The organism is Thermophagus sp. OGC60D27, assembly GCF_052400625.1.
In the GTDB taxonomy this organism is placed as follows: domain Bacteria; phylum Bacteroidota; class Bacteroidia; order Bacteroidales; family Marinilabiliaceae; genus Thermophagus.
The window spans coordinates 183,235-200,901 of record NZ_JBQTGH010000006.1; the positions used below are offsets into that span (position 1 = coordinate 183,235).

The 17,667-nt window shown below is 41.2% G+C and carries 14 protein-coding genes and 2 tRNA genes; 8 read left to right on the forward strand and 8 right to left on the reverse strand.

Annotation, left to right across the window (positions count from 1 at the left end):
* Positions 1-46: 46 nt before the first annotated feature.
* The gene (locus ACT29H_RS09060; RefSeq protein WP_444821301.1) at positions 47-622 is read left to right on the forward strand and encodes a DUF2179 domain-containing protein; all 576 of its coding nucleotides are present in this window, start codon (positions 47-49) and stop codon (positions 620-622) included.
* A 227-nt stretch (positions 623-849) separates the two neighbouring features.
* On the opposite strand, the gene ACT29H_RS09065 is transcribed toward ACT29H_RS09060, so the two are convergent.
* Positions 850-2,244, reverse strand: coding sequence for an exonuclease domain-containing protein (locus ACT29H_RS09065; RefSeq protein WP_444821302.1), 1,395 nt, complete (start codon positions 2,242-2,244; stop codon positions 850-852).
* A gap of 853 nt (positions 2,245-3,097) precedes the next feature.
* Here ACT29H_RS09065 and ACT29H_RS09070 point away from each other — a divergent pair.
* Both ACT29H_RS09070 and ACT29H_RS09075 read left to right on the forward strand, forming a co-directional pair.
* A tRNA-Gly gene (locus ACT29H_RS09070) sits at positions 3,098-3,173 on the forward strand.
* A 15-nt stretch (positions 3,174-3,188) separates the two neighbouring features.
* Positions 3,189-3,274 (forward strand) — tRNA-Leu (locus tag ACT29H_RS09075).
* Positions 3,275-3,356: 82 nt separating this feature from the next.
* Here ACT29H_RS09075 and ACT29H_RS09080 read toward each other — a convergent pair.
* Positions 3,357-4,016 (reverse strand): hypothetical protein, encoded by a 660-nt coding sequence (locus ACT29H_RS09080; protein ID WP_444821303.1) that lies wholly within the window; start codon positions 4,014-4,016, stop codon positions 3,357-3,359.
* A gap of 76 nt (positions 4,017-4,092) precedes the next feature.
* Positions 4,093-4,257, reverse strand: a complete 165-nt coding sequence (locus ACT29H_RS09085) for a hypothetical protein (RefSeq protein WP_444821304.1) — start codon at positions 4,255-4,257, stop codon at positions 4,093-4,095.
* Positions 4,258-4,912: 655 nt separating this feature from the next.
* On the opposite strand from ACT29H_RS09085, the gene ACT29H_RS09090 reads away from it, so the two are divergent.
* The 3 genes from ACT29H_RS09090 (at position 4,913) to ACT29H_RS09100 (ending at position 8,797) form a co-directional block, all read left to right on the forward strand.
* Positions 4,913-5,389, forward strand: coding sequence for a hypothetical protein (locus tag ACT29H_RS09090; RefSeq protein ID WP_444821305.1), 477 nt, complete (start codon positions 4,913-4,915; stop codon positions 5,387-5,389).
* 697 nt (positions 5,390-6,086) lie between these two features.
* On the forward strand, positions 6,087-6,800 hold the full coding sequence (locus ACT29H_RS09095) for a hypothetical protein (protein ID WP_444821306.1): 714 nt from the start codon (positions 6,087-6,089) through the stop codon (positions 6,798-6,800).
* Between the two features lie 545 nt (positions 6,801-7,345).
* Positions 7,346-8,797: a glycoside hydrolase family 16 protein gene (locus ACT29H_RS09100; protein WP_444821307.1), complete on the forward strand. Its 1,452-nt coding sequence runs from the start codon at positions 7,346-7,348 to the stop codon at positions 8,795-8,797.
* A gap of 4 nt (positions 8,798-8,801) precedes the next feature.
* Here ACT29H_RS09100 and ACT29H_RS09105 read toward each other — a convergent pair whose 3' ends face one another.
* Positions 8,802-10,589 carry an SLC13 family permease gene (locus ACT29H_RS09105; RefSeq protein ID WP_444821308.1) on the reverse strand — a complete coding sequence of 596 codons (1,788 nt, stop codon included), beginning with the start codon at positions 10,587-10,589 and terminating at the stop codon, positions 8,802-8,804.
* Positions 10,590-10,821: 232 nt separating this feature from the next.
* Between ACT29H_RS09105 and mazG the strand changes: the two genes are divergently transcribed.
* Positions 10,822-11,598 (forward strand): nucleoside triphosphate pyrophosphohydrolase, encoded by a 777-nt coding sequence (mazG, locus tag ACT29H_RS09110; protein ID WP_444821309.1) that lies wholly within the window; start codon positions 10,822-10,824, stop codon positions 11,596-11,598.
* Positions 11,599-11,604: 6 nt separating this feature from the next.
* Here mazG and ACT29H_RS09115 read toward each other — a convergent pair whose 3' ends face one another.
* Positions 11,605-12,198: a DNA-3-methyladenine glycosylase I gene (locus ACT29H_RS09115; protein ID WP_444821310.1), complete on the reverse strand. Its 594-nt coding sequence runs from the start codon at positions 12,196-12,198 to the stop codon at positions 11,605-11,607.
* Positions 12,199-12,366: 168 nt separating this feature from the next.
* On the opposite strand from ACT29H_RS09115, the gene ACT29H_RS09120 reads away from it, so the two are divergent.
* Positions 12,367-14,640, forward strand: coding sequence for an amino acid permease (locus tag ACT29H_RS09120; protein WP_444821311.1), 2,274 nt, complete (start codon positions 12,367-12,369; stop codon positions 14,638-14,640).
* A gap of 101 nt (positions 14,641-14,741) precedes the next feature.
* On the opposite strand, the gene ACT29H_RS09125 is transcribed toward ACT29H_RS09120, so the two are convergent.
* From ACT29H_RS09125 to ACT29H_RS09135, 3 genes are all read right to left on the reverse strand, one after another.
* Positions 14,742-15,143 (reverse strand): YidH family protein, encoded by a 402-nt coding sequence (locus tag ACT29H_RS09125; RefSeq protein WP_444821312.1) that lies wholly within the window; start codon positions 15,141-15,143, stop codon positions 14,742-14,744.
* A 193-nt stretch (positions 15,144-15,336) separates the two neighbouring features.
* A complete protein-coding gene (locus ACT29H_RS09130) occupies positions 15,337-16,338 on the reverse strand; it encodes an ornithine carbamoyltransferase (RefSeq protein WP_444821313.1) in 1,002 nt (333 codons plus the stop codon).
* 120 nt (positions 16,339-16,458) lie between these two features.
* Positions 16,459-17,439 (reverse strand): carbamate kinase, encoded by a 981-nt coding sequence (locus tag ACT29H_RS09135; RefSeq protein WP_444821314.1) that lies wholly within the window; start codon positions 17,437-17,439, stop codon positions 16,459-16,461.
* Positions 17,440-17,667 lie beyond the last annotated feature (228 nt).

Genomic DNA, 17,667 nt, shown 5'->3' on the forward strand with positions numbered 1-17,667 from the left:
ACCTGTAATAAAATAAAACCATCCATCCGGATAAAAAGATATAAAGATGATATCGGAAAGTTTCTTGCACACCTGGATATTGATTCCCCTATTAATCTTTTTTGCGCGAGTATCGGATGTAACCATCGGCACGATACGGATAGTTTTCATATCCAAAGGCTTAAAAGTAATCGCTCCATTTCTGGGGTTCTTTGAAATATTTATCTGGCTAATTGCCATGACCAAGATATTTCAAAATTTGGACAACTGGTTTTATTTTGTTGCCTATAGTGCGGGTTTTGCGACGGGCAATTACATTGGATTGTTAATTGAAGAAAAACTTGCATTAGGGTATGCTAATCTTCGAATAATCACACAACAACCCGGACTTGAATTAGCGCGTAAACTATCGGAATCGGGCTTTGGTGTTACCTGGCACAATGCGCAGGGTTCGCGCGGCGAAGTAACGGTAATCTATTGCGTAATTAAACGTTCAAGCTTTAAGGAGGCTGCTCAACTGATCAAAGAATTCAATCCAAAAGCGTTTTACACCATAGAAGATGTTCGTTTTGCCAACCAAGGCGTATTTCCCATGCGGGTAAACCGCAGCAATGTCTATTTTCCGCGCAGAAAAGGGAAATAAACATTATATGATATCCATTGCTTCCCTGTGTGAGCATCAGAATTAAAACAGATTTTTAGCAAACAGGTAAGATATCTAATCTGATCAAGACAAAAAATCCATGATATTGATAGAACAATTGGTTGCACCCCTTCATCCCATGCTTGGGCCTCTGAGAAGCTCGTATCAATCCATTTGACGTCGAATACAAGCTTCCAGTTATACTTAACAACCAATGATATAAATTTCTAATATTTAATCACCTGAACATCATTTTTATTCGCCGCCAACCATGCCCGGATGATGAGACGAGTATCGCGATTATCGTCTCCGCCGGCGAGGAAATTTTCAAGCATAGAAGGTTCGGTTACCACAACATCGTCCCCAAACCAACCATACCCTTTAAGGGTCCCCCTCTCGACCCAAACAAACGATTTTTCGTCGGGATGCCGGCCATTGTCGACGATAAAAAAGTTGGAATATGGGAAGTTTTGACGCTTCAGCAGTCCCAAAGCCCGCTTGTTATATTCCACCGGGTTTTCAATCCCCAGGCAAGCACCATTGCACCCCTTGAGGTGATAGCTGAAACATGCGCCACTATTCTCTTCCAAACCCGATAACTTTCTGCACAAATGATACTCCTGCACCCAAAGAGCCAAATGATTATTGGCTTTCACTTTGGAAGTAAAAGCATCCATGGGTTTTTCAGTCTTACCTTTGATTCTGTCCACGAAGAATCGGACATATCCCTTTCTGTCCACATAATGATAAATACCCCAAGCGGGGTTATTCGATTTAAGGGCTTTATTAAAAGCAGGTTTCAGTTTTTTTATTTCATCGGCCTCCATGATCAGAGCGATGAGCTCCGACCCGGTGACCATGCAGCTCACCTCGGCCAGTTGCTCTTTCAAACGAATCTTCGATTTACCATTGGCTGTCAAATGCGAAAATACCCGTTTTCGGATGTTGCGACTCTTTCCCACATAAATAACCTGTCCGTTGGCATCGTAGAAAAAATAGACTCCCGGTTTTTGAGGCAATTCGCGCAGTCGATTCAGGTCCAGATCCGGATGAAGGTGCTTGAAGACCGACGCTTTCTGAGGATAGATAAAGTCGCCAGTTTGCTCCATCAGAAATCTGAGCAGCAAAGCTGTGGCATGGGCATCGCCCCCCGCCCTGTGACGATCGGACAAAGGGATTCCCAGGCTTTGACACAACTTGCCGAGGCTGTAAGAGGGAAGTCCCGGCACAATCTTACGCGACAATTTTACGGTACACAGCACTTCGCGCTCATACTCATAGCCCAGACTTTCAAATTCCTTTTGGATGAATTGGTAATCGAACGTTGCATTGTGAGCCACAAAAATGGTATTTTCGGTGATCTCAACTATTCTGCGTGCCACTTCAAAAAAGCGAGGAGCCTGTTGCACCATATCATCCGTAATACCGGTAAGACGGCTAATATAGGGAGGAATAGACATTTCCGGATTAATGAGCGTCACCAACTGGTCCACCACCTCTTTCCCCTCCATAACGAAAATAGCAATTTCGGTGATGCGCCCCACCCCTGCTTTTCCTCCGGTAGTTTCCACATCAATAACTGAATATCTGGGAGTTTTATTCATGGTTGCAAAAGTATTCAAAAAATAAAGAATTTAAAGAGTCCAAAAGGTTGCAATCAATGCTATTTTGCGCTATTTTTGCAGTATAAAGATCATTGAAAAGAAGGCATGAAAAATATGCCGCACCGGATTAATTGATTGTTAAACTCAACACTACAAACATACCGAGTGAAACTATTCGTTAAAAGGGCAGGCCTCAACCTTCGGGTTGTCTTCGGACACGGAGGATCCCCGCTTAACGGGTGTACTCAAATCCTGTCGTCAGGAGTTTAAATAATCCAACTGGTGCGGCACCACATTGAAAAAAGGGTGATCCGGAATTTTAACGGATTACCCTTTTTTTTGTATGGTAAAGTGTGGTTAAGCCCGAAAAATGCATTAGAACATCTATTACGAATTAAAATTGCTGCCAATCAAGTCGCAAGCTAACTTGTTTCCATTCACCATAGCGGTGCTATGCCTCATTTCAACAAGTTCTTGATTGATTGCACTTTTAATTCTCACGACGAAATTCTAATGCATTATTCGGGTTAAGGGGATTCGGGATGCTAGTTTTGGGGTATGAATTCTATGCTAACAGAGGATGAATGGCTGAAATTGCTGTCAGGACTGAAATATTTTCCGAGGAGTGTAAAATTTTCAAAAGCAATGAAGGACATGCACATAAGCAGTAAACAAAGCAAAAAACCTAGAAATGATCAAAAAAAATCCACCTCATAAAAAAAATCCAACCAATCGATCATCAATGAAAATGAATAAATTACCGATTTAAGTCAATAAAAACGCCATTTTTTGGGCAAAAAAAGGTTTTGAGAAAACAAAAATTTTTTACCTTTGCACTCGCTGATGAAAAGGAGATCAGCAAAAAAAGAATGCGGAAATAGCTCAGTTGGTAGAGCACGACCTTGCCAAGGTCGGGGTCGCGGGTTCGAGTCCCGTTTTCCGCTCCAAGATTAAAGGTGTCTGCCCAGATGGTGGAATCGGTAGACACGCCAGCTTGAGGGGCTGGTGGCCGTTACAGGCCGTGCAGGTTCGAGTCCTGTTCTGGGCACAAAAAATCCCGATTGATATTATCAGTCGGGATTTTTTGTAGGTCTGGCCCTGCCAAACTCAAACATAGAGAAGCAGTCATATTAGCTTCTAACAAACTTACCCAAAGCTTCCATCAATTGAGGGCGATCATCGAGAGCAATTTTGGCTACGGCGTAGAAGTCACGCATCCAATCGTCCATTTCTGCGAGGGCTGCATCTTTGGCTTTTGTGGCATCTTGTGATTCACCTAACTCTCGCAGATAGTCAGCTCTGGCATTTTCTACATCAGCAATCAGTTGATTGGATTCAGTCAGATGCTCGGGAGTAATTTTCAGTCGAGCCAGTTTGCTTTGAATTTCATCGTCGTTCAGGGCCACTGAATAGAACTTTTTCACCGTTTCGAGCCATCTCACATAGGCTTTAGGTAGCGTACCCAAGATGGCCAATTTTTCTTTGGTAACTTCATCGTTTCTAAAAATAACTTTAGCTTTTTTCCGGTCCAGAGCATACCGGTCGGCGAGATTAGCTCTCAGGTTAGCCCATTTTTGGTAGGATTCGGCCGTTTCATCATCTTCAATTTTATTGGCATCGTAGGCGGCTCGCGTTTTATTGAAAAGCGCCTTTCCCTGAGCAATGGTTTCGGCATCATACCCCAGTTCGGCCAAAGCTGAGGCAATTTCAGTCTGTTTTTCAGCGTTATCCAGCGAAACCCTGTATTGCTCAATAATTTCTGATTCGGAAAATCTTGGTCTCGTAGGCATAAGCACTCAATTTAATGTTAAACTTACAGACCTATTCAGAGGTCAAAGATTCAATTAACCATATCATGTATAGAAATTAAAACTTTTTGACTACTGCTTCATGTTTCCCGAGCGTTGCTTCACGTTTCCCAAGTGTTGCTTCACGTTTCCCGAGCATTGCTTCACGTTTCCCAAGCGTTGCTTCATGTTTCCCAAGCATTGCTTTACGTTTCCCAAGCATTGCTTTACGTTTCCCAAGCATTGCTTTACGTTTCCCGAGCGTTGTTTCATGTTTCCCGAGTGTTGCTTCACGTTTCCCAAGCCCTTTTACAACATTTTGTCCGGCTTTGCTTCATCCCCATCGGTCGTTGCTGAGAGAATTTAAGCAAATTCGCAAACGTTTATACGCAATACGTTAATTTAGGTTATAATAACACCCCTAATTTAACTTTAATTAACATCAATAACATCCAAAATGAAAAATTCTTTCCTGAAAAGCCCTTCGAATTAAAAGATTATTAAAGATTATTAACGCCTGACCGCAATAAATAAAAACCCCTTCCCCCTTGCTTTACGGCAAGATGAGATGAATTTAAAACTTTGGCAGTCTGAAGAATGGTTGGCATAAGAAAAGAATCAACCCGCGCAGCAGGCATGAAGTGCAAGCCCTTAAAGCCCCTTCTATTGCCATTGGGGATTCTTTGCTAAAAAAAATTATGATTTGGAAAAATATAACCGGAAAGATAATTTTACGTGTGTAAAAACCGGATCTCCTATCCTATCTCATTATCGCCAAATGGTTTTCAAGGAAGTGTCGGGTATTAGAAATATTACGAGGAATAAACGGAGATGAAACAATTTGGAATGAAAAAACCAAAAGAATATAGAAGAATTACAGCCCCTCCAATGTTATAAGTATGAAAGGAATAGAAAAATTAACCCACCTCACAACCGAACAAAGAGAAAAATTAATCCATTCTGCGAACCAATATAAACGGTTGGCCCGGATTTATATAGAAGTCCTTGACGTGGAAAACAAAGAAGTAACCATTAAGATTTTCCAACTTGAAAATAAAGCGGAAAAATACCTCCCAGGCAAAGACCTCAAGCAAAGAGCCCAGGAAGTATTTGAAGGTTGCATGCCTGAGGGATGGGAAATCAACCTTATTGCGGTTCCCTATAAATTTCTCGATCAAATTACATTAGAATCGATACGGGAAAAACAAAAAGAATTGGGTCTCACCGACACAAATATGGCCCGATTGCTGAATATAAGAAAGGAAAATATGAGCAGAATAATGAACGGCAAAAGAGGACTTACCCAATGGCAAAAGTCGGCGTTTTATTATTTGTTTAAGTGGTTGGAAAAGGAACATGGGAAGAAAGATGCATAACCCAAAACCAGATTCTACAAACATACCATTCCGTCGGAGGTGGGTGGAAATTTCGAGGTAGTCCAGGCTCCACAACCTAGAATTCCCACAGGAATGGGAAAAAACATTTACCGATTCATACTGAGGTGATAAAGAGGAACAACAATTTTAATCCCACCCATTCTGCTCCTTTAGTTTTTATTTATACAATCGTGATTACCCGACTGAACACCAACCGAATGGAATAAAAAAACGAATCCGAAGGTGTCGAATGTTTTTATGAAGAAGAACGGATCAAAACTACGCCCCATCGGGATCAAATCAGAGGAACAAATCGGGATTTCACAAATAGGTACTCTCTTTGGAATTGTGAAAAAAAATTCAAAATAATCGAAGTTCTTATCTACCAAAAAAACATCTTATGATTTGGAGGAATATCTGTATAACGTTAAATTTACAGTCAACAAAAATTACATTCCTTAATTGAAGCCTCCTTGGATTCAGCCTAAGCGTCGCGTCTTGATTTTTCAATTAAGAAACAGGAAAAAAGCAAAACATTAAATAGAATCGGAATCATTTCTGTTTTTTCACTATACAATATTTTGTTATTCGAATCGCTCCCATATCGGGGCAAAAAAAGGATATAGTGTTATTATCAGGAATTGCTCCGAACCAAAAATCATTAACAAACCCATTTTTTAACCAAAAGACTTAAACCATGAAAGCGAGCATCACAATAATGGTATTTTTTTTACTCCTTACATCCTACCTCAATGGACAAGATTTAAAGAGATATGAAATTACGCTATCCGGAAATTACCGAGCGAATAATGAAGATATAGCCATTGGCAACTATAATGCGAATCAAGAGACCAATAGTTCAATCATAAAATTTGGAATCAACCAAGCCATTTCAGCGCATTTAATGATAGGCATTGGGGTGGATTACCTGCACCGAAAAGACCAGTATAACTATGATTTTTATAGTGGTTTTTACCTCCCCGACTTTCCGTTTGTATTAGCCGACCAACCAGAAATAGAGACCACGACGTTTATTCCTTCGATCAACCTGAAATATGTAAAACCATTGTCCGAAAAATTTATATTAGGACTGTCATTATCGAACGGATATGGATTCCGCAAATCGGAATTAAAATCCATATCCGAGTATTACGTATACGTAATGTTTGCTGATCCCGGACAACTGCATCCCATGCCACCTAGATTTATAGGGATATACGAAGAAGACCAGGACGATTCATACTATAGGCTTTCCATAGAACCAGAGGCCTGTTACTATTTATCCAACGCATTGGGAATAAAAATAAAAGGAGAGCTATATCGTTATGACAGTATAACAAAACACCAAATATTTTTTAACCGAAAGACCCATCAGGTAACTTGGACCATTGGGATTAGTTGGAGAATATAAAAAAAGGAATTGAGGACTCAGCCATCAATGGCCTTCAGAAATCTCAACCTTCAAATGAAGGATATTTGGGAGCATTCAGCATAGGATCGGGATTCCAATTTAATTTTTTAGAGCTCAAAAAAAAAGGTGCCATCATTCATTAAGAAAGAACTTTATCATCAAAGAGGCGCCAAAAAACTCAATATTCCCCTCAAAATCAGATAAAAGAGCAAAATGATTTTTGAAACATTTGCCAAGTATATTATTTTACCAAGCAATTACGTTATAAATTAGCGCAAAATATTATCTTCGTTTTAGCATATATTTTCGACAAGTCATATTAAACCAAATAAAACCTACAAAGCCCCAAACGCGTATAAGGTTATATTTTTTTTAATAGAAACAGTAATTATGAAAAATTCAATTCCTGTTTATCCAAACCATCGGTATTTCACTCGTTTGAACGACCATTGATAAAACCGGAGCAATAAAAAAAAGATTAGGCTGCTTAAGTTAACCCATTGCAAGAAATAAGTTTAACTAATAAAAAGAAATAAGAATTGGCCATGGCTGGTATATTGAATATTTTATTTGGAAGAAAATTTCCTGACACCCAGAAATACGAGGACCGTCAAAATCAGTTAAGGAGCGACTTTGCGCGATATTTGGAAATTGAAAACTCGAGCTTGTATCAAAGATTTCAGGAGTTGGATCGGATCATCCATTCGGGTGAGTTTGAAAAAAAGGTCGAAGATCTGAAGCGCAAAAAATTCAAGGACACTCCTGAATATCAAAAGCTCCGACGTTTTCGAGAGCTTGAGAAAGACCGGGATATCAGGACTTACCTAAAAGTTTTCAGCAGCGGGAAAGGAAAAAAGATGGAAGAGATCCGTTCCTCTTCATCCTTTAGTCGATTTAGAGAGCTTCAGTCATATATCAACACACCAGAATTTTACAAAGAAAAGTCGAGTCCCGAATTCAAAAAATCAGAGGCTTACCAGCAATATAAAGAATACAAAAAGCTCAGAAAAAACAAAGAGATCAAATGGGCCAAAAAGTATGAAAAGACGGGGTCGTACCAAACATTTCAGAAGATGGAAGGGAGCGATCGTCTTTCGGAATACTATGAACTTAAAGCTTTAACAGAATCTGATAAATTCAAAGATTTTAAGGCTTTTATGGAAGATCGTCGTCGGTTCGAAAAATCGGAAGAGGCTACTCTGATCAAGGAATTTGAATCGATGAAAAAGAATAAAGATATCGTTTGGTATCAAAGTCAAAAAGAGAAGCACCCCTTTGAAGATCTCAAGAAATGGAAACTCACGTTTGAAGATAATTTCGATGAGCCAACCCTGGATACAAAGAAATGGATAACGGGATATTATTGGGGCAAAGCATTGATGAACGACAGCTATTCACTGGAAGGAGAAGAACAGTATTATACCCCTTCCAATATAGAGGTCAGAGATTCCATGTTAAGAATCGTAACGCGAAAGGAGAACGTAGAAGGCAAGGTATGGAGTCCGAAGTGGGGATTTCAGAAAAAGGCCTACAACTACACCTCGGGCTTGATCAGTACGGGTCAAAGTTTTCGTCAGCGATATGGTCGGTTTGAAGCCAAAGTTCGTTTTAACAAAGCCTATCCTTTCATCCATGCGTTTTGGATGGTAGGCGAAAAAATGGTTCCTCATGTTGACATCTTTAAATCGATGTATCCCGGAGGACGCCTGCTTGAAGCCGGAGTAATATCGGAGGTGGACAGGAAAAAAATAAATGAGTCGACCAAGCGCATCAACGGAACACGTTTCACCAATGATTTTTACATCTACACGCTGGATTGGAGTGAAAAAGAGATGATTTGGCGTGTCAACGGAGTTGTGGTAAATCGTCAAACCCAAAATATACCACATGAGCCAATGTATCTCACCTTTTGTACGCTATTGACGGAAGATCCGGAAGAAAAGGAATTACCGGGCATTCTGGAGATCAGCTGGGTTCGATGTTATCAGCGAGTCTAAGTCATCAGGTGAAGTACATCAAACTCAACACAGAAATGGTGATAACCATATAAATAATGGTCAGGGGAAAACCAATTTTAAAGAAATCTTTGAAATTGTAGTTTCCCGGGCCATAAACCATTAAGTTGGTTTGATAGCCAATAGGGGTAATAAAATTGGCAGCCGCCGCAAAAGAGACGACCAAAGCAAACGGTTCGGGATCCAAACCAAGGGTTTTGGCAGCCGTTAAGGATATGGGAAAAACGATGGCAACTGCCGCTTTATTGGTAATATAAGCGGCCATCATAGAGGTGATGAGATAAATACCAAAGAGAAGCATCACCCTTCCAAAAGGAAGAAAAACACTGATGATGAGATTGGCCACCATATCAGCCACACCTGTTTTAATCATGGCCGTTCCCAACGCGAGCGAGAGAGCAATGATCGCGGCCAGGTTATAGTCGATGCTCCGCGGCAAATCTTTGGGCGAGACAATTTTCAGGGCCGATACCACAATCAACACCACAAAAAGCCCAATAAAGAGCGGAACCAGCTTGACGGCCGACAGGAGAATGGCCAGGAGCGTACCTCCCAAAAGGGTGTAAATTTTATATTTTTCGGTTCGGTTGAATTCTCTAATTTTGGAGATGAGATAAAAATCCTGTTCACTCTCTATTCTGCTGATAAAAGCTTCCCCCACCAAAAGCATAAGAACGTCACCGGCTTTAAGTTTTACATCATCCATTTTCCCCAAAACCCTTTCGCCATTCCGGTGGAGTGCCAAGAGTGCAGCATCGTACCGTCCCCTGAAATTAATATCCTTAATGGTTTTAGTGATCAAAGTAGAATTATGAGAAACGACCACCTCCACCACCTGTGTTTTTTTCATTTTAGACATCATACCAACCGTAGGAAGCGTTAGGCCACTGTTTTCAGACATCAGTCTGACCACATTTTTATTTTCGCCGGCGAATCTCAGCAGGTCTCCCTCCATCAGTCGGAAATTGTCGGAAAAGATCTGAAACAGTTTATTTCCTCGTATAATTTCAATTAAAACAAGGCCTTCCATATCCTGAATTTCCGCTTCTTGAAGGGTTTTTCCAACCAGATGGCTATTAGGCCGGACTTCAGCCTCAACCAAATATTTACGATCGGAGGTAGAATACTCCTCCATGACACTTTTTCGGTTGGGAAGCAAACGGTAAGAAAAGAAAAAGAGATATAACATTCCAATAACGAGGGCCGGAAATCCGGCATAGAAAAAATCGAACATATCGAGGGCAGGCATAGCGGGAAAAATGTCCTGATCCACCACCATTCCATTGACAATAAGGTTTGTAGAAGTCCCAATCAGGGTTACACATCCACCCAATATGGCGGCATAAGAAAGCGGAATCAAAAGTTTTGAAGGGGCAATATTATGACGTCGACTCCATTGATGAACATAAGGCATCATGACAGCCACCAGCGGAGTGTTATTTAAAAAAGCCGAGAAGCTCCCAACCCAAATCATCATTCGAGCCAAAAACCCCTTGTATTTCATGGATCTGGGAAAAGCTTTTTCAAAAATAGCCTCAATAACCGAGGTTTGCCGGATGGTGTCGCCCAACAATAATAGCATAATAATCACTGCAATCTGTTCGTTGGCGAATCCTGCCAAAATTTCGGATGGCGTAAGAACCTTAAAAATTCCCAGCACCATGACCGCAATAAAGAAGGTAAAAGCCGCCCCCATCAATTCCCGATAAAGGGAAATAAGAATAAAAGCCAGAACCAGAAATACCAGGATTACATCAAATGTGGCAACATTCATATCTTGATGCTAATTTCTTCCAAAATCATGATAAATAAGAGCGCAAGTTAAAACATATTTTGAAAAATTTAACATCGTGGATTACGAAAATGTATCTTAACCGTGCCCAAGCATTAAGATTCGATATAAAAATGTAAATCTTAAAATTTCCAACCGAAGTCGGTGGTTGTTTTCAAAGCTGGCTTACAATCACTACCTTTGAGGCATTAAAAAAAAGGGAGAAACAGCTGTCATGAGCTTACAGGAGAAAAAAGAAGCCTTTGGGAAATTACTGGAAGTGATGGACCAACTCAGAGAACAATGTCCATGGGATCGTCAGCAGACCAATGAATCGTTAAGGACCCAAACCATAGAAGAAACATACGAACTGGCCGAAGCCATCATAAAAGACTCCAAAGAAGCCATCCGTAAAGAGTTGGGCGATTTACTATTGCACATCGTCTTTTATTCCAAAATAGGTGAAGAGAAGCATGCTTTTACCATAAAAGATGTTATTGACACACTCATTGAGAAGCTGATCTACCGTCATCCCCATATTTTTGGCAACAAAGCAGTAAAGGATGCCCAAGAAGTGGAACAGAACTGGGAACGGTTAAAACTGAAAGAAAAAGATGGCAACCGATCGGTATTGGCGGGCGTTCCCAATAGCCTTCCTGCCATGGTGAAGGCCAACCGTATTCAGGAAAAGACACGTGGTGTGGGGTTTGACTGGGAACATCGGGAACAAGTATGGGATAAAGTACAGGAAGAGCTTAGCGAGGTGAAGGCAGAAATAGCACACGGCAGCCCCGATTCCATAGAAGATGAATTTGGGGATCTGCTTTTTTCCATCATCAATGCCGCTCGTTTATATGGTGTTAACCCCGAGAATGCCCTGGAACGCACCAACCAAAAGTTCATTAAACGGTTTAATTACCTGGAACAAAAAACCATAAAGCAAGGGGTAGATTTAAAGGATCTGTCGCTTGATGAGATGAATAAAATATGGGAAGAAGCCAAAAAACTATAACCCCATTCATACATTCTGAGCATTGGGGCACAATTGTTTATGAACAAAACAGCCGGTAATGTGATCATTCACCATTCCTGTGGCCTGCATGTGCGCATAAACAATGGTGGAGCCGACAAATTTAAACCCTCTCTTTTTCAAGTCTTTGCTTATTCGGTCGGATAAAGGTGTGGATGCCGGAATATCTTCAAGTTTTTGATACAGGTTGTTAATGGGTTTTCCGTCGACAAAGCCCCATATATAGTTGCTAAAACTTCCAAATTCTTTCTGAACATCCATAAATGCGCGTGCATTGGTGATAGCCGCTTTGATTTTCAACTTATTTCGTACAATTCCTTCATTTTGCATCAGCCGCAGAAAATCCACTTCGGAATATTTGGCAATTTTGAGATAGTCGAAATCATCAAACGCCACTCTGAAATGATCGCGTTTTCTTAAAATGGTAATCCAACTCAAGCCGGCCTGAAAGCCTTCCAGAATCAAAAATTCAAAAAGTTTTCGATCATCAAAGATGGGTCTACCCCATTCTTCATCATGATATTTGACATACAGAGGATCCGTTCCACACCATTCACAACGTTTGGATTCCATCATGCTCATTTTTTAATTTTCAACAATATTGCAGGAAAACTCAGATATTTATTCTTAACTTGATAAACAATATATGTACTCGCATAGCCGATAAGGGGATAAATATATGTAAAAAGAGAATTTGGTATGTGAGAAAGTGTTATTTTTATTTCGAATAATCACAAACAACAAAAGAATATGAATCCGTCAGAAATTACGCAATCGGCTCGCCGGTTTGGCACTGCCCCGGTATTTATAACGGCGATATCCACCATATTGGGTGCAATCCTGTTTCTTCGCTTTGGATATGCCGTTGGCACGATAGGATTTCTAGGCAGCTTGCTGCTGATCGTTTTGGGTCATCTGATTACCATTCCCACGGCATTGGCCATTTCGGAAATATCAACCAACACGCGGGTGGAAGGTGGCGGAGAATATTTCATTATATCACGTTCGTTTGGATTAAATATCGGAGCCACTATTGGGGTGGCACTATTTCTTTCGCAAGCAATCAGTATCGCCTTTTACATAATAGCCTTTACAGAGACCTTCGAAATGGTATTCAACTGGTGGAGTTTACACTTTGGATGGGATTTGCCTCGCCAAGCCATCAGTCTACCGGTATTGATCATTCTTGGAGTATTAATACTACGTAAAGGGGCAAACCTTGGCGTAGGGATGCTGTTTGGAGTTGCCGGCCTCCTATTCTTGTCATTATTATTGTTTTTTCTTGGACACGGCGCCAATGAATCCGTTCCCGGAGAGTTTTTCAGCAGCAACTTTAATTTTTCGAACCGGGAATCGTTTTTTTCCGTGTTTGCCATCTGTTTTCCTGCCTTTACCGGCATGACAGCAGGAGTCGGATTGAGTGGTGATCTTAAGGAGCCGGGAAAATCCTTACCTCTGGGGACAATGCTGGCCACATTTCTGGGAATGTTCATCTACATATTAGTTGTATGGAAGATGGCCTCCTCGGTTCCAACCGAATCCTTATTATCCAATCAGTTAATTATGTCTGAAATAGCCGTAGGAGGCAGTATATTTGTATTATTGGGCCTGGCGGCCTCTACGCTTTCATCGGCATTGGGATCAGTATTGGTTGCACCCCGAACGCTTCAGGCATTGGCCGGCGACCGTAGTCTTCCCATTTCCCGAATAAACAGTGTTTTGGCCAAAGGGAAAGGCGAAACCAATGAGCCCCGTAACGCTTCTCTTGTCGCCTTTGTCATTGCGTTTGTTTTTGTGGCACTGGGCAATGTAGATGCCGTTGCCGAGGTGATATCCATGTTTTTCCTAATCACATACGGTTCGTTGTGTTTAATCAGTTTTTTGAATCATTTTGGGTCTTCTCCTTCGTATCGGCCTCGTTTCCGGTCGAAATGGTATTTTTCTCTCATGGGCTTTGTACTTTCGGTTTGGGTCATGTTTATGATAAACCCTGTTTACACGATTCTTGCCTATAGTTTAATCATTCTCATATATTTAGTAATAGAGCATTATCACAAAGACCGGAGCGGACTTGTAAATTTATTTAAGGGAGCCTTGTTTCAGCTGAACCGACGGTTACAGGTCTATATGCAAAAAAATCAGGGCCCTGCAGAGAAAGAGGAATGGCGTCCTGCAGCAGTTTGCATTTCGTCTCATTCATTTGAGCGCCCCAAAATTTTTGATTTAATGAATTGGATTTCATACCGTCATGGATTTGGCACTTATTTCCATTTCATAGAAGATTATTTCAGCCGTCAAACGTTTCAGAAATCCCGTGAAATAATGCAAGAGATCATAGACCTTCAAAAAGAAGAAAACAGCTCTCTTTATATTGACACGATGATATCGCCCTCCTATACCTCTGCCATCGCTCAGATCATTCAGGCCCCCAGCATCTCCGGAATGGAGAACAATATGGTAGTATTTGAATATGATAAAAACCAGCCCGAAGAGCTGGAACGCATCATAGACAACATATCATTAACCAAAGCCGGAGAATATGACGTCTGCGTCTTTGGCACCGGTCAATCGACACCTCGATTCCGAAATGGCATTCATGTATGGATTCGACCGGTGGATTATCTAAATGCCAACCTGATGATTCTTTTGGGCTATATTATTTTGGGGCATCCCGATTGGAAAAAGAGTAAAATCAAGATTTTCAGTATCTGCGCTCCGGAACATCTGGAAAAGACCCGTGAAGATCTGGATCTGCTGGTCAAAGAAGGGCGTTTGCCGATAACTCTTTCCAATATAGAGATTGTGCCGGCCACTGGCAATCAACCGGTTCATGAAATTATTTATGAGAAATCGAGCAAAGCGGGATTAATCATCATGGGATTCAGGGAAGAACATATAAAACAACGAGGTACTGAATTCTTCAAAGATTTTAAGTCGCTTGACGACATTCTTTTCGTTAATGCTTCAAGAGCTACAGATATCTTGGAGAAAAAAAAGCTTGAATTGAGTCAGATTCCCGTGTAAGCCAACCAGTTTTATGTCCATTTTGGGGTTGTTTACGTCAACCCACAAGGAGCGCGAAAAGGAATTATTCTTGCGGGCAATTGTAGTTTGGTCATGGATTATCAGCAGTTCTTGAATGGGCCACAAATCATCGGAAACAAATAAATTACAAAGACAAAACAGCCAATAAGAATAATTATAATGGTCAATATCATTGAAAATGAGAAGGAGGTTGAAAAAGTCCTCTTACTCAATTGTTTCCCTATTTTTCTATATCTCAAATAGGAAAAAAGAGACAATAGAATTCCGGCAGCTACCATTGACACACCCAAATGATTGGAGTAATGCACAGAGGTTTCATCATTAGGTTCAGCCCATAAAGCCAGTTCTTGCAGGAAAAAAGAAAATTTAATAATCACAAATCCAAAGCCCATCAAAGCCAACCCCGTTCTTATCCAGGCCAGGAAAGTACGTTCATTGGCAAGATGTTCGCGCAATAAATCAAAATTATTTTCTTCCTTCATCGGTATAAAATTCATCTCAGTTATTGGTCGGGTTCCCCCTTCTTTATGAGTATGAACCCATTTGCTTGGCAGCAATAATCTAATTGTTCCATTCGTTATGACGTTTTCCAGACTAAACAGAAATCACGCGCCATAAATCACCCTACCCACATTGGGGTAGGGTAATTATACAATATCTTTGTATCCAATAAAATTACATTCCCAATGTAGCAACCATAACAGCCTTAATGGTATGCAATCGGTTTTCAGCCTGGTCAAACACGATGGAAGCAGGCGATTCGAAGACCTCTTCAGTGACCTCTAATCCGTCCAAGCCATATTTATTGAAGATCTCCTCTCCCACCTTGGTTTCTCGGTTATGAAAAGCGGGCAGGCAATGCATGAATTTGCAGGCAGGATTTCCGGTCATTTCCATGGTTTTAGCATTCACCTGGAAAGGCTTTAAAAGTTGTATCCGATCGTTCCATACCTCTTCCGGCTCTCCCATTGATACCCATACATCGGTGTAGAGAAAATCGCAGCCCTCCACCCCTTTTTTCACATCATCGGTAATCGTTACAACGGCCCCCGTTTCTTTGGCTATCAGGCGGCATTGTTCTACCAGATCGGGTGCAGGCTGAAGGGAATTAGGCCCTACAATGCGAACATCCATTCCCATTTTTGCTGCACCCACCAAGAGGGAATTCGCCATGTTATTTCGGCCATCGCCCAGATAAGCAAACGAAACCTGCTCCAAAGGCAAGGAGGAGTGTTCCTGCATGGTCAGGAAGTCGGCCAGAATCTGGGTGGGATGAAATTCATCGGTAAGTCCGTTCCATACGGGGACACCGGCATATTTGGCCAATTCTTCCACAATCTGCTGCGAAAAACCACGATACTCAATGCCATCATACATACGTCCTAACACTCTGGCTGTATCCTTCATCGATTCTTTATGCCCTATTTGTGAGCCTGATGGCCCCAAATAAGTAACATGCGCCCCTTGATCGTAGGCCGCCACCTCAAAAGCACAACGCGTTCGGGTAGAGGTTTTCTCAAATATAAGGGCAATGTTTTTTCCCTTCAGTCGTTGATGTTCAGTGCCTGAGTATTTGGCGGCCTTCAATTGACGTGACAGATCTAACAGAAACCCAATTTCCTTTGGTGCAAAATCCAGAAGTTTTAGAAAATGTCTGTTCTTGAGATTAAAAGCCATAATTGTAAAGTTTTAAATTCATAGTTATAAGATATCAAAACGCAGATTAAAGGTTCCGGGAATAGGCCAAACAGGGATGGACCAGATGCAGCATTAACCAGTGCAAGAGGCCACAAACACTTAAGGTTGGTACTTTTGCAGGTCCTGTTCGTCGTATTCCATGGTAATTTTGGTGCCATAAGATTTATCAACCAGTTTTTTGGACTCAGTGATGATGCTTTTATATCCCCCCTTCTCGATAAATGAGAGGGCAGCTTTAATTTTGGGTGCCATACTGCCTTCCCCAAAGGTTCCTGCTTTTAAGTATTCCAAAGCATCAGAATAATTCAAAAACTCCAGCTTTTTCTGATTGGGCTCACCAAAATTAGCATACACAAACGGAACATCCGTCAAAATATAAAGTTCATCTGCTTTAATCTGCGTGGCAAGAAGAGATGAGGCAAGATCTTTATCAACAACTGCCTCAGATGGTCTCACCACCTCATTTTCATCTGTATAAACCGGGATTCCCCCGCCACCAACGGCAATAACGATGGTTCCTGCGCGTGCGTTGTTCTCAATTACTTCGCTGTTCATTATAGATTTAGGTTCAGGAGAGGCTACCACCCTTCGGTATCCTCCGGCATTTTTTTTATCCTCTTTGAAAACCCATCCTTTTTCATCGGAAAGATGATCTGCCTCTGCTTTGGTCAGCACCTTTCCAATTCGCTTTGTAGGGTTCTTAAATGCCAAGTCGTTCGGATCTACTTCAGTAAGCGTCATAAGTGTTAACACTTTTCTATTGAGCTTGTGCTTCTGAAGAACATTTATTAAGCAACGTTCAATCATGTAACCGATACCTCCCTGGCTGTCTGCCACGCAGATATCCAATGGCATTTGAGGCAATCCGTACTGTTTCTCACCGGCATCATTACGCATAAGAATATTTCCCACCTGAGGTCCGTTTCCATGTGTAAAAACCAGATTATATCCTTCTTTAACCAGAAAGATCAGGTTCTCCAACGTTTCGGTGGTGTTGGCTTCCTGTTCTTCGATGGTTCCGTCCTGATGGTTTCGCAAGAGGGCATTTCCCCCCAAGGCGACTACAGCAAGTTTACTCATTTGTCTCTTTTTAAGTCAGGTTTTATTGTATGTTACTTCTTTCTTGGTCCTTAAATAAAGTGCCCATTACCGCCTAAAAATCCAACCATCAAAAGTTTCCACCCTTCATTATGTATTATTGCGCCTAATCATTAGTTTTCGAAAAACATTACTTGGTCCCTACCTAAAAGGCATAGTAATAATGCGAGATCCAAAGGATCATTTTGGCACTACTATGTTCGTTACAAA